This is a genomic window from Tessaracoccus sp. OH4464_COT-324 (genome assembly GCF_003932855.1).
GTDB lineage: Bacteria > Actinomycetota > Actinomycetes > Propionibacteriales > Propionibacteriaceae > Arachnia.
In genome coordinates, this window is sequence record NZ_RQYZ01000011.1 from 23,364 (window position 1) to 36,144 (window position 12,781).

A 12,781-nucleotide genomic window follows, 5' to 3' on the forward strand; every position below is an offset into this window, starting at 1 on the left:
ACTCTAACAATGTTAGAGTTAGGTCATGATTCCGGCGCAAGTTGATCAAGCTCTCACGCTTCCTCCCGATGAAGCTGCCGCGCGCCTCAGTACGCTGCCCGAGAACCAGTGGTTCGAGCGGAAATCCGGCCGGGTCAAACCCCAGGACTTCGCCGTCCCGTTGGTCGCGATGGCCAATGCTGAGGGCGGCACCATCGTCGTGGGTTTGACGGATGGCCGCGTTGACGCGGTCTCTGATTCGGCTGACAACCAGCTTCGCCAGGCGGCAATGAACTTCACCTCACCAAACGTCCGCGCCATGGTCCACGAGCTGAGCACCAGCCAGGGCCGGGTGTTGGTCTTCCACGTACCGCCGAGCGACCATGTCCACGAGACCCATCGGGGGGAGTGCTACCAACGCATCGGCGACGAGTCTCGTCGCCTGACCTACGCCCAGCGCCAGGAACTCGAATGGGACCGGAATGTCGCCAGCTTCGACGGAACTCCCGCGCCCGGCGCAACGGTAGCCGACCTCGACCCCAAGCAGTTGCACAACTATCAACTCGCCTTGGGCTCTTCTTCCACCGAACGAGCCCTCCGTGCGCGGGACCTCCTGACGCGCAGCGGGGACATCACAGTGGCGGGCTTCTTGCTGTTCTCCGCCCGCCCGCAGGTGATATACCCAAATGCACAGGTGCGGGTGCTGCGTTACGCGGAAAACGAGCGAGGCGCTGGACGTCACCAAAATCTTGAGGCGGGAGCCGACATCCGGTGCGAGGGCCCTTTGCCGCAACAAATCGAGCTTGCCTTGACCGCCGTAGAGGAGCTGCTGCCCAGGAGAAAAGTTCTTGGTTCCTCCGGCCGATTCGAGAGCACACCGATCATTCCGCGCGACGCTTGGCTGGAGGGCCTCGTCAACGCTGTCGTGCACCGCTCGTACAGCATCAGCGGCGACCATATTCGGGTGGAGATCTTCCCTAATCGCATGGAAATCACAAGCCCGGGACGTTTCCCCGGCCTCGCCGACACCGCAGACCCGGAATCCATCAGCCGCAACGCCCGCAATCCACGCATCACCCGTGTGGCGGCAGATCTGGGAATCACCCAGGAACTGGGCGAGGGGATTCGCCGGATATTCAGCGAGATGCGTGTCGCCGGCCTAACCGATCCGCTGTACACCCAGTCGTCGTCCGCGGTGCGGCTGACGCTTCTTGCCAGCAACGCGATTTCACGGGAAACCGAGCAGGCCCTAGGGGCGTCCGCCATGCGGGTCTGGGATGCTCTCCGCGTGGTCCAGCGCCCGCTGGGCACGGGACAGATCGTCGAGTTGGTCGGACTCGCACGCCCCACCGTCCTGCGCAGCCTCAACAAGCTACGTGAGAGCAACCTCGTGGTGTGGGAGGGCGACTCCCCCAGGGATCCACGGGCGACGTGGCGGCCGCTGTGAGCGCTCCAGCAGCCACACCCCAGCTGTAACGTACTCTAACAATGTTAGAGTTATAGCTCGGCGCAGTCTCGGTCCGCGTTGCCGTCTCCACGTGAACCGTCCCCGGCCTCACCCCGACTCCCCGGTGCACCGCGGGCGTCCCCAACCGGCACCGCCCGGCCACCACGGCACACGAACGATTCGGCGGTCTCCCGGGCGGGGCGTCGTCGCGTCGGCCCCTTGTTCGCGTTCCGGAGACGCTCCTCCCGGGCGCGAACCTGCGGAAGCCCTGGCTCACGGCACGACGATCTCGACCTCGAAGCCCTCGGAGTTCTCCAGGTAGAGCGCGGTGCTGTCCGGGCCCCCGGCGTGCGGATACCGGTCGGCGAACAGCTGTCTCCAGCCGTGGGCGGGGGCATCGTCGCGGAGACGGTCCAGCAGTGCGCGGCTCGCCACGGCGAGCGCCAGATGGTTGAGGCCGGCGTTCATCCGGTCGAGGCCACCGGAGACCGCCGGCGACTCCTCCAGCACGACGTACTCCCCCGTCGCGGCACGCCACATCATCCCGGACTCCCATCCCGCGACCGGCTCCGGCCGCCACCCGAGGGCCGTCAACAACCAGTCGAACTCTGGACCGCTGACGGCCAGGCTCGTGGTCCACAGCTCGACATGATGAATCGCGGGGCGCATACCGATACCCTACCGAGCCCCCGCCACCCACCCCCGGAAAGGTAAGGTGCCCTCAGCCGGGTCCGCCGGGAGCACCGTCGGGGGCCTCGGCCTCCACGGCTGGCCCGCCCAGCCGGCCCGGCACGCGCGGGTGCCGCCTGCACGCGCTGGCCAACTACTGGAAGCTCATGCGACGGATGCTGCGCCACCACAGGTAGCCGCCCAGCGCCCCCGTGATTGCGAGCAGCAGGGCCAGCGCGGCGTCGGGGGAGTAGCTGCTCGGCGTCATGGTGCCGAAGCTGTTGATGTTCAGCGCCCCGTCGCCGGGCCGCCACCCGAAGAAGTCCGACGCGAGACCGCCGGGGGTGTATCTGGTGAGCAGAGGCAGCGTTCGGATGATCACCGGGCTGCCGAGATAGGCGAACGCCAGCAGGAAAGCGAAGCCGCGTTGCGTGACCACCAGCCCCAGCAGCGCGCCCAGGGTGGCCGCCACCGCGCTCAGCAGCAGCGCCCTGCCGTAGTACCCGAATGCCTCCGCCCCGACGGGTTCCCCCAGCCCGCCCACCGCGCCCACCACGGCACCGGCCGCCCCGGCGCCGATGGACAGCGCGGTCACCACGGCCGCCCCCAGCAAGACGCTGGAGGCGACGATGCCGGCCACCGTGCGGTTGGCTCCCCGGTAGGCGCACATCAGGCTGAAGTGCCCCAGTTCGCCGAAAGAGCGCGCGTACAGCGCGGCAAAGGCACTCACCAGGCCCAGAGCCAGCCAGGAGGCCCCGGCGATCGAACCGGAGAGCCAGCCGCCGCTGAACGAAAAGGCGTAGCGCGTGGCGGCCGTCGTCGTCTCCAGCTGCCCAAGCGCATTCTGACAGAACTCGTCCACGGCCCCCAGGCAGAACTCCAGGCGTGCGGTCTCCTGCAGCAGCAGGTAGTGGTCGGCCACCGGCAGGAGCGCCCCCACCGTCGCGAACATCGTCAGCAAAGCCACCGCCGCGACGGGCGAAACCCGCTGCCACAGGGCAGACGCCAGGGCCACCGTTAGCCGACCTTCCGCTGGGTGGCCAGGTAGGCCCCGACGCTGAGCCCCGCCACCACCAGCAGCAGCACGAGGAGGGAAATCCCTGACCCGACGCCGAAGTAGTTGGGCGCCCACATGTAGTCCGTGGTGGGCGTCACATCTTCCCTGGGTTCCAGCCCGAGGCTGTCCGCCAGGTAGAAGCCGGGGCTGAGGTAGCGCACCACCGGGATGATGCCGCTGACCGCCACGACGATGATCGCGCCGGGCACCACGTAGAAGGCCTTGCCCGCGTCGCTGAAGAAGTGCAGCGCCGAACTGATGCCCACGGCCACCGCAGCGACCGCAGCAACACCGGTCGCCAGCGGCAGCAGGAAGGGTTCGGAGTGTGCCACGTGTACCGGGGTCGAGGTGAGCAGCCAAGCATTTCCGCCGACGAGCCAACCCAGCGTGCAAGTGAGCCACACCCCGACGGCGCACACGAGCGCCACCACAGTGTTGCCGAGGAAGAGGGACCGGCTGCCCACGTAGACCTTCATCAGCGGCTGCGGCCGCCGCTTCACCGCGCCGACGACGACCGGCGCCAGCAGCACCAGGAGGGCCAGCATGCCCAGCACCGTCGCGGCGAGCCGAGCCCCGGAGACCAGGGCGCGCGGCGACGAGAAGGTGTCCTTCGTGCGTGCCGCGCCGCGAACCGGGTCAAGTATCGGGTCTCCCCAGGTGCCATCCAGCTGGGCGCTCTCCAGGGTGTTGAGGTGCGCCTGGCAGGCATCGAAGGTGAAACCTTCGGCATAGAAATTGCACGGCCCGGAGAGGTCGGCGCCGCGCGAGGCTTCGAGTTCTCCAGCGGTGACCCGCACCTGGCTGGTGACGGCTATCCCGTTCGCCACCCCCATGAAGGTGGCCACCGCGAACAGCACGGCGAACACCGCGACGGCGTAGCGTCGAAGCGCGAACAGCTGCGCCCTGACCACCTCAGCTACCGCGCCGCGCATGCTTCACCGCCTCGCCCCACAGCTTGGTCAGCGCGCCCTGCGCCGGGCACACATCCACCACCCGCACCGCGAGCTGCTCGGCACGCGCCAGGAAAGCGCTCAGCTCGTCGTTGTCCACCGCGACGTAGCGCTCGCCCGCCGTTTCCACCACCTCGTAGCCGGCGGCGACCAGTCCGTCGCCGGGGCCCTCGACCAGCACCTTGGTCAGGTTGGGTGGCAGCACGTCGCGAGCCTCCGCCACAAGTTCACCCTTGTTGAAGATGAAAACGTCGCGTGCGAGGTACTGGATGTCGTCGAGCAGATGGGTGGAGACGACGGCCGAAGCCCCGTTCTTTTCGACGTAGTCCTTGATCAGGTCCTGCAAGCTGGCGGCCTGGTCCGGGTCGAGGCCGTTGAACGGCTCGTCGAGGATCAGCAATTTGGGCCTGGTCACCAGGGCCGACGCCACTGCCACCCGCTGTCCGGTGCCCTGGGAGAGTTTCGCGCAGCGCACCTTCGCGTAGTCGCCGAGATCCAGCATCTCGATCAGCTCCGGGACCCGAGCCACGTCGACTCCTCGCAGCTTGCACCAGAACGCGAGCTCGTCGGTGACCGTCAGCCACGGGTGCAGCGCGGGCTGGTTCAGCGTCACCCCAATCTCGCTGCCGTCCGGCACCCGAACGGTTCCGCTCATCGGTCGAAGCAGGCCGCAGAAGAGCCGGAACAGCGTGGTCTTCCCCACACCGTTCGGGCCCAGCAGCGCGCTCACCACGCCGCCCCGCACCGAAAGCGAAACATCCCGGAAGATGATGCTTTCGGGCGAATAACCGACCGTTACGCCGGACAGTTCAATGATCGCGGGCGCCCCCCCACACGCACAGTTTCCCTCGGCCACGTTCCTCCTTGAGCGTTTGCTGACGTGGGCCGAATCTTAGCAGGAACCCCGGGAGGCGCCGCCGCGCCGCGGCCGATGGGCGCCCGCCCGCCCGACACGGCCGCGCGTCGCTGCTGTCGCTGCGCGGTCGCGGTGCGACGATGGTGGGATGCAACTCACGAGCAAGGCCAGGCTGGGTGACCTCTACGACCACCCGGTCGGGCGCGACGCCATCAACAAGATCCTCCTCGACCTGCGCAAACCCCGCTGGCTGGTCGACAACCCTGTCGTGCGCCGCCTCCCGTGCTCCGCGCTCGCGTGGCTGGAGCGGCGCCTCGCGGGCACCGGGGTGCTGCCCGCGCTGCTCGGGCTGCTCAACACCATTGACGAGCGGCCCTCCGACGGACCCGGCCCGGGCGAGCATCCCTGGTGGCGCTCTGCGGTGTTCTACCAGATCTATCCCCGCTCCTTCCTCGACAGCGACGGCGACGGCATCGGCGATATTCGCGGCATCATTCAGCGGATCGACTACCTGCACGACCTGGGAATTGACTGCCTCTGGCTCTCCCCGATCTTCGCCTCCCCCAACGAGGATATGGGCTACGACGTGTCCGACTACCGCGCGGTGATGGACGAGATGGGCACCCTCGCCGACGTCGATGAGCTGATCGCCGCCTGCCACGAGCGCGGAATGCGCATAATCCTCGACCTCGTCGCCAACCACACCTCCGCCGAACACGAGTGGTTCAAGCAGGCCGCGGCAGACCCGTCGGGCCCCTACGGCGACTACTACGTCTTCCGCGACGGCACGCCGGACACCCCGCCAAACAACTGGGTCTCCTACTTCTCCGGCCCCGCCTGGCGCTGGTTGCCGGGCCCGCGCAAGTGGGCGCTCAGGCTGTTCGCCCCCGGCCAGCCCGACCTCAACTGGGAGAACGCCGCCGTCCGACGCGAAATCGCCGACGTGGTGCAGTGGTGGCTGGCGCGCGGCATCGACGGCTTCCGGCTCGACGTGATCAACTTCATCTCCAAGCGGCCCGGGCTGGCCGACGGCGATCCGACGATCGGCGCGCTGTCGGGCTACCCCGGCATCGAACACTACTTCCACGGGCCCCGGCTGCACGAGTTCCTGCGAGAGCTGCGCCGCGACGGCTTCACCCGCCCCGGTGATGGCTGGGCCCCGGCACCAGGGCGCGACCCCGTCGGCGTCATGATCGGCGAAACCCCGGGCGTCGGCGTGCAGAGCGCGCGACTCCTCACCGGCTGGGACCGCGCCGAGCTGGACCTCACCTTCCTGTTCGATCACCTGAACTCGCCCGGCCGCACTCGCTGGACTGAAACCAGCTTTGATCTGGAAGCATTGAAACAGCATTACGTGAACTACCACCGGGCGATAACCGGTAACGACTGGATCGCAGTGTTTTGGGAGAACCACGACAACCCGCGCATGACGTCCAAGGTTGATGGCCGCGACGAGGCGCGCACCCCCGTCGCAAAACTCCTGGCCACGCTGCTGCTCACCATGCGCGGCACCCCGTTCATCTTCCAGGGCCAGGAGTTGGGGGCCGCCAACCAGGACTTCCGCTCCCGCGACGACTTCCGCGACATCGAGACCCTGAACCGGTGGAGCGAGCTGGAAGCGGCCGGGGAGGATCCGTTCGCCGGGGTTATCACGGGCAGCCGCGACCACGCGCGCACTCCGATGCGCTGGGACGACACCCCGACGCACGGCTTCACCACCGGGCAGCCCTGGATCGGCTTCTATGAGGAGTCGAGCGGCTACACCGTCGCCGAGCAGGCCGCCGACGAAGACTCGGTGCTCAGCTACTACCGGCAGCTGATCCGGCTGCGCAGGCAACACCCGGCGCTCACGGTGGGCGAGATCGAGTTCCTCGACGTGCGGCTCAGGCATTATTTCGGTTATCTGCGCCGTCTCGGCGACGAGACCTTCCTCGTCGAGTTGAATCTGTCCGACAGGCCGCTGAGCCGGCCGAAACGGGCGCTGACCTGCGCGGTCCTCGCGGGCACCTGTGAGCGGCGCGGCCCGACGATGGCCCCCTACGAGGCGACGGTCAGCCGCGTGGTTCCCGCCAGGAAGGCGAATTAGGTAAAAACGCCCTCCCAGGCAATAGACTGCTCCGCAATGAAGCAAGGATGCTTGATCGTCGCACTTGGTACCCCGGACGCGCCCACCCCGGAGCGCATCCGGGAGTTTTTGCGCAGCTTCCTCTCCGACAGGTGGGTGGTGGACTTCCCGCGCTTCCTCTGGAAGCCGATCCTGCACGGCATCGTGCTACGGGTGCGGCCCAAAAAGGTGGCCCCCCTGTACCGGCACATCTGGCTGGAGGATGGTTCCCCGCTGGAGGTGTACACCCGCGCGCAGCGCGACCTGCTCGCCGCGGCCCTGCCCGACATCGAAGTGCGCCACGCGATGAGCTACACCTCCCCGAGCGTCGCGGAGGCGGTGGCCGGCTGGGATGTCGACCACATCACGGTGATCCCGATGTACCCGCACTACGCGCCCTCCACCACCAACACCATCATCGAGCAGGTCGATGCAGCTGCCGAGAACGCCCGCTGGCGGCACAAGCTGGTGCGCTCCTGGGGCACGGCGGAGGGCTTCATCGGCTGGTACCGCTCACGGTTGCGCGACGAGCTGACCGCCGAGGACGTGGACCGGGTGGTCTTCTCGTATCACGGGGTGCCGCAGCGCAAGGTGCACGGCCCCGACGAGTACCGCGCCCAGTGCCTGGCCACCACCGAGGCCATCATGGCGGGCTTCGACATCCCCCACGAGGTGTCCTTCCAGTCGAAGTTTGGGCCCGGCGCGTGGCTCTCCCCCGCGACGGTGGACCGCATGTCTCAGCTGCCCGGCGAGGGGGTGAAGCGGCTGCTGCTACTCACCCCGGGGTTCGTCGCCGACTGCATCGAGACCCTGGACGAGCTGGATCTGCTGAACCGCGACACGTTCCTGGCCGCGGGCGGGGAGTCCTTCCGACGGCTGGCCCCGCTAAACGACCACCCGGAGGTGGGCGCGGTGCTGGCCGAGGTGTTCCGCACCGCCTGACCCACGTCGACGAGGTGACCGCTGGGCGACGACGGGCGCCCTGATCGTCGGCGACCAACCGGCCCCGTGGCCGACCGAACGACCCCCTTTGGCGGCAGCCCGGACAGGAACACAGACCTCCCTTTATGGCGCTACCTACGGACAAAATAGGCCCAAGTTGTAGAATCTGGGCATGGAGCGGCGCTATGAACAGCAAAATCCCTGGCTGACGTTCCAGCACAAGGTGGAGCTGAACCAGTTGTGGGCGCACATGGGTGAGGCACATTCGAAGTGTCAGCACCTGTTCGGCACCCCGCTGCAGCCGGGCCTAGCCGATCGGCTGGCGAGCGTCTACCTGCGCAAGGGCGCGCTGGCCACAACGGCCATCGAGGGCAACACCCTGAGCGAAGAACAACTCGACGACGTACTCGATCGGGGTCGTAGTCTTCCCCGCTCACAGGCATACCTTCAGCAGGAGGTGGAGAACGTCCTGCGCGCCCTGATGGTGCTCGACGGCACCACTCTGGCTGAACCGTTCCGCCTCACGCCTGAGTGGTTGCAGGAGCAGAACCGGCTCATCCTCGACGGGCTTGAGCTGGAGGAGCACGCGGCACCGGGTCGGTACACCGAAACTCAGACCGTCGTCGGGGCCTACCGGAGCGCGCCGCCTGAGGACGTGCCGTACCTCATTGACCGGCTGTGCGAGTGGATCAACGACGCCTTCCTCGTCCAGGCGGCCAAGCCGGACACCGCTGACGACCTACGTTTCTACCTGGCGTTCCTGGCGGCCACGTTCACACATCTGTACATCGCCTGGATTCATCCGTTCGGCGACGGCAACGGCCGCACCGCGAGACTCGCGCAGGTGGCCATCCTGAGTCGTTCCGGTGCGGTCCCGTGGGTGTCAGCCAACCTGCTGTCCGACTTCTACAACCGTACTCGTCAGCACTACTACGCTCGCCTGGATGCCGCCTCGAAGCGCGGCGAAGTGGACGAGTTCCTGCTCTACAGCGCGGCCGGTTTCGTCGACATGCTGCGAGAGCAGATCGGCGACGTGCAGACCGTCCAGCGACGGACGGCGTGGGTGAACTACGTTCACGAGACCATGCGCGGGGAGCCATCGGGCAAGACGAAGGACCGCCGCCGCGAGCTGGCTCTCGCGCTGCCAGAGGAGCCCACGCCGCGGGCCCTCCTGCCCCGCCTGAACGTCGACCTGGCGGCGGCCTACGCGTCCTCGGAACGCATGCTGAGCCGTGACCTGAAGCGGCTGCTCGATCTCGGCCTAGTGCGGAAGTTGGAGCGGGGTCAGTGGGCCGCCAACATTCGGACCATTGACGCGTTCAAGCCCATCCTGCCCGCGGGCTGAGAGATCAGCGACCCGGTCCGCGAGTCATGGATCGGCGCCGCCGCACCGACCGCAAGGCGTGCGGCGACGCCGGGGCGGGGAAAGCGCCGACCGGCGAGGCGTTGCGCCCGCCGCTGGCGGGCGTCGGGCTACTCGGCTGCCGCGGCCGCGTCGGCCGGCTTCGGGTCGCGGATGGGGATGAGCACCAGCAGACCTAGCAGCAGCACGAGGACGATGCCGAGGATGCCCGCGTACTGCGCGGACTCCTTGTCCAAGCCCGTGCGCCACACGGCGACGGAGATCGAGACGGCCCACGCCGTCGAGGACAGGAAGCTGATGGCGCGACCGGTGGTGGCGTAGAGCCCAAACACCTCCCCCGACTGCCCGGCGGGCACCAGCCGCGCCAGGAAGGAGCGCGACGCCGCCTGCGCCGGCCCAACGAACATGGTGAGCACCAGGCCGAGCACCCAGAAGACCGTCTTGCCCTGCGCGTGCATCAGGTAGATGGCAAAGCCTGCCAGGATCATCGCGATCAGCGACGCCATGATCACCCGCTTGGGGCCGAAGCGGTCGTCGAGGATGCCGAATACTGCGGTGGATATTCCGGCGACGATGTTGGCCACCACGCCGAAGATCACCACCTCGCCGAAGGTGAACCCGAAGGTGCCGCCCGCGAGGATGGCGCCGAAGGTGAACACCCCAGCCAGGCCGTCGCGGAAGATGGCGGAAGCGATCAGGAAGTAGAGAGTTTGGCGGGAGGTGCGCCACAGATCCTGGATGGAGCGGAACAGCTCCCGGTAGGAGCCGAGCGGGCCGACGCGGCTCACCTTGGGCCGGGGCTTGCGGTCGCGGATGAACAGGAAGATCGGGATGGAGAACGCCACGGTCCAGACTCCGCAGAGGATCATCGAGATTCGGATCTCGTCCGGGCCGAGGTCGGTGCCGAACAGCGCAACGATGAGCAACATGATGATGATGCCGCCCAGGTAGCCCATGCCCCAGCCGAGCCCGGAAACGCGCCCGACATTATCCGGTGTGGACACCTGGTCGATGGCGGCGTAGTAGTTCACGTTGGCTATCTCTGCGACGACGTTGCCCACGCCGAGCAGCGCGACACCGAGCCAGAAATAGCCAGGGTCGGGCGCGACGAGGTACAGCGACGCGGAGATGACGGCCAGCAGCATCGTCGTGATGAGCAGGTTGCGCATCCTTCGCCCGGAGCGGTCGGAGCCCTGCCCCAGGACGGGAGCGAGCAGCGCGATGATCACGCCGACACCCGCCATCGCCCACCCGTAGTTGATCGACAGCTGGTCCTTGTCGCCGAAGGCCTTGCTGGTGATGTAGACGCCGAAGACGAAGGTGGTGATCACTGTTGCGAAGGGCTGCGTTGCCCAGTCCCACATCGCCCAGGAGATGACCTTGCTCCAGCGCGCCGCCCTGGCCCGGAGGGCCTCACCCGGCCGGTGCTGACCGTTTGCTCGTTTCGCCACGGTCCAACGCTAGCCAATCGAGGCCCCGCATGGCGGGTTGCGTCCGTAGATCTCGCCCGCGAGCCCCTTCTACCGTTGAGGGGTCCACCGCGTCGGCCCTTGAAGGTGAACCCGTGACGGATCTAGCATGAGTAAAACGGTTTAGCCGGCATCTGGTTTATCGGACCGAGGGGGATGGAACATGCTAGTCAGTGAGCTGTTTGGGTTTAAGGCAGGTGAGTTCGAACGCCTGTCCCAGGCCTACACCAGTTCCGCCCAAGACCTGACTGAACAGGCAGACACAATCTATGGCCGCGACTCTGAGAAGCTGTCCAGCAACTGGAAGGACAAGTACGCGAGCAAGGCGCGAGACGAGATGGAGCGGGAAGCCCGCTCCTGCGAGATCCTCGCGATGAAGCTGCGTGGGGCTGTGTCCATTCTCGACGGGTTTGTTGCGGCTATGCAGACGCAACGACGCGAGTTGGAGTTGGCCGTCATCCAAGCAGAGGCTCACTCCTACTACGTCAATGATGATGGCCAGGTAAGAGCCCATGATCCGACGAAACAGTCCGAAGCCGATGCCTACACCCCTGTCATCCAGGGAATCCTGAGTGACGCGTCCGCCATCGATAGCGAGGCGACGAAACTGCTTGGGGAGCTTGAGCAACACGCGCTAGACGTGGACAAGGACGGAGACGTTGACGAGGACGACGTGAACACGATGCGTGACGAAGTGCTAGACGGCACTGCTCAGGCGACGTTGGATCTGATGAGACAGTCCATGCCAACCGACGCTTCCGCAGAGGAGCAGCGGGAGTGGTGGGAGGGCCTCACCGACGAACAGCGGCAGCAGTTCATGCTGGCTCTGCCTCTCGAGGTATACGGCATGGAGGGTGTGCCTGAGGAGGTCAAACGGGAGTTGGAGGGCGACGACGGCTACAACCGCATGACGATGCTGCAATTCGCGCTCGACAACGCCAATAACCGGGACATGGATATCTTCGACAGCAACTGTGCCCATTTCGTTTCGTCGGCTCTTGAGGCTGCCGGCATGAAACCCAAGGGATGGGTCACCCTCCAAGACGACGCCTGGGGGCACAACGAGTTTTCCCAATGGGACACCTCTTGGCGAGATTTCGGTCCCTCTCATACCTATAGTTGGGTGAACGCGGAGGCGAACCAGAACTTCTTCCTGAACAACGGTGGAGAAAGAGTCGACCGATCGGATGTTCGCCCAGGCGACATCATCTACTGGGAACAGGCCGGCGACCACCCCACCCTCGCGGAGGGAGAAACCAGTCACGCCGCGATTGTCACAGGCGTCACTCCCAGCGGTGACATCCTGTACACGCAGCACACCGACTCCCGGGACAACGTGTCGCTCAACGGCCGCCTGCCGCACACCAACGTCACCAAGGGGGACCAGAATATCGTGATAGTTCGACCGAGGGAGACCTGGTGAGCACTGCAAACATCGACATCAATTACGGAGCAATCTCCGGGCTTTCCGTGGATGTTTCCGAAGTTTCCGGCGACTTGGCTAAGTCGGCCACCAAGGTCTCCTCCGTGAGCGTCTCATCTTCAGGATTTCAGATGACCGACGGCTGCAATAGCTTCTCGGGCACCGTGGCACAGCAAATCAACGACGTCTCCTCCGAGGTCTCGAACACCGCGGACAAGCTCTCGCAAACCGCCAACTCCGTTTCTCAGATGGAGCAGGAAGCGGCGGAGTCCATTGAGAAGTTCTTCTCTTCGCTGGGAGGGGCAGATAGCTGACTGAGTCCCTGGTGTTTCCTTTCACTCGGGCGTAACCGACCACGCCACCGTGGCTCAGTTGCAGCGATTGGGTTAAGCGCCGGAGCAGCGCACTCTGACTGGGAAGACCTCGCACGACCGGTGTCGCGCGCTTGCCCGAATCGTCAAGGTTCCGCGCCGGGGCACACTCCGGGCTCACCGCGGAGCAAGGGACACATTTCGGCTGAGG

11 protein-coding genes are annotated in these 12,781 nt (G+C 66.4%); 6 read left to right on the plus strand and 5 right to left on the minus strand.

The window, feature by feature from the left end:
* Positions 1-25 precede the first annotated feature (25 nt).
* Entirely contained in the window at positions 26-1,426 is a 1,401-nt protein-coding gene (locus tag EII42_RS07425; RefSeq protein ID WP_125171490.1) for an ATP-binding protein, read from the plus strand.
* Between the two features lie 273 nt (positions 1,427-1,699).
* On the opposite strand, the gene EII42_RS07430 is transcribed toward EII42_RS07425, so the two are convergent.
* From EII42_RS07430 to EII42_RS07445, 4 genes are all read right to left on the minus strand, one after another.
* On the minus strand, positions 1,700-2,095 hold the full coding sequence (locus EII42_RS07430; RefSeq protein ID WP_125171491.1) for a glyoxalase: 396 nt from the start codon (positions 2,093-2,095) through the stop codon (positions 1,700-1,702).
* A gap of 154 nt (positions 2,096-2,249) precedes the next feature.
* The gene (locus EII42_RS07435; RefSeq protein ID WP_125171492.1) at positions 2,250-3,110 is read right to left on the minus strand and encodes a hypothetical protein; all 861 of its coding nucleotides are present in this window, start codon (positions 3,108-3,110) and stop codon (positions 2,250-2,252) included.
* A 2-nt stretch (positions 3,111-3,112) separates the two neighbouring features.
* On the minus strand, positions 3,113-4,084 hold the full coding sequence (locus tag EII42_RS07440; protein WP_125171493.1) for a hypothetical protein: 972 nt from the start codon (positions 4,082-4,084) through the stop codon (positions 3,113-3,115).
* Positions 4,065-4,958 (minus strand): ABC transporter ATP-binding protein, encoded by an 894-nt coding sequence (locus EII42_RS07445; protein ID WP_125171494.1) that lies wholly within the window; start codon positions 4,956-4,958, stop codon positions 4,065-4,067. The genes EII42_RS07440 and EII42_RS07445 overlap by 20 nt, the downstream gene beginning before the upstream one ends.
* A gap of 148 nt (positions 4,959-5,106) precedes the next feature.
* Here EII42_RS07445 and EII42_RS07450 point away from each other — a divergent pair, with 148 nt between their 5' ends.
* The 3 genes from EII42_RS07450 (at position 5,107) to EII42_RS07460 (ending at position 9,349) form a co-directional block, all read left to right on the plus strand.
* A complete protein-coding gene (locus EII42_RS07450) occupies positions 5,107-7,044 on the plus strand; it encodes an alpha-glucosidase (protein WP_125171495.1) in 1,938 nt (645 codons plus the stop codon).
* A gap of 36 nt (positions 7,045-7,080) precedes the next feature.
* Entirely contained in the window at positions 7,081-8,004 is a 924-nt protein-coding gene (gene hemH, locus EII42_RS07455) for a ferrochelatase (RefSeq protein ID WP_125171496.1), read from the plus strand.
* Positions 8,005-8,176: 172 nt separating this feature from the next.
* A complete protein-coding gene (locus EII42_RS07460) occupies positions 8,177-9,349 on the plus strand; it encodes a Fic family protein (protein WP_125171497.1) in 1,173 nt (390 codons plus the stop codon).
* A 128-nt stretch (positions 9,350-9,477) separates the two neighbouring features.
* On the opposite strand, the gene EII42_RS07465 is transcribed toward EII42_RS07460, so the two are convergent.
* On the minus strand, positions 9,478-10,818 hold the full coding sequence (locus tag EII42_RS07465) for an MFS transporter (protein WP_233558311.1): 1,341 nt from the start codon (positions 10,816-10,818) through the stop codon (positions 9,478-9,480).
* A gap of 181 nt (positions 10,819-10,999) precedes the next feature.
* Between EII42_RS07465 and EII42_RS07470 the strand changes: the two genes are divergently transcribed.
* Both EII42_RS07470 and EII42_RS07475 read left to right on the plus strand, forming a co-directional pair.
* Complete coding sequence (locus EII42_RS07470; RefSeq protein ID WP_125171498.1) at positions 11,000-12,259, plus strand: amidase domain-containing protein; 1,260 nt, start codon at positions 11,000-11,002, stop codon at positions 12,257-12,259.
* Complete coding sequence (locus EII42_RS07475) at positions 12,256-12,573, plus strand: hypothetical protein (RefSeq protein ID WP_125171499.1); 318 nt, start codon at positions 12,256-12,258, stop codon at positions 12,571-12,573. The genes EII42_RS07470 and EII42_RS07475 overlap by 4 nt, the downstream gene beginning before the upstream one ends.
* Positions 12,574-12,781 lie beyond the last annotated feature (208 nt).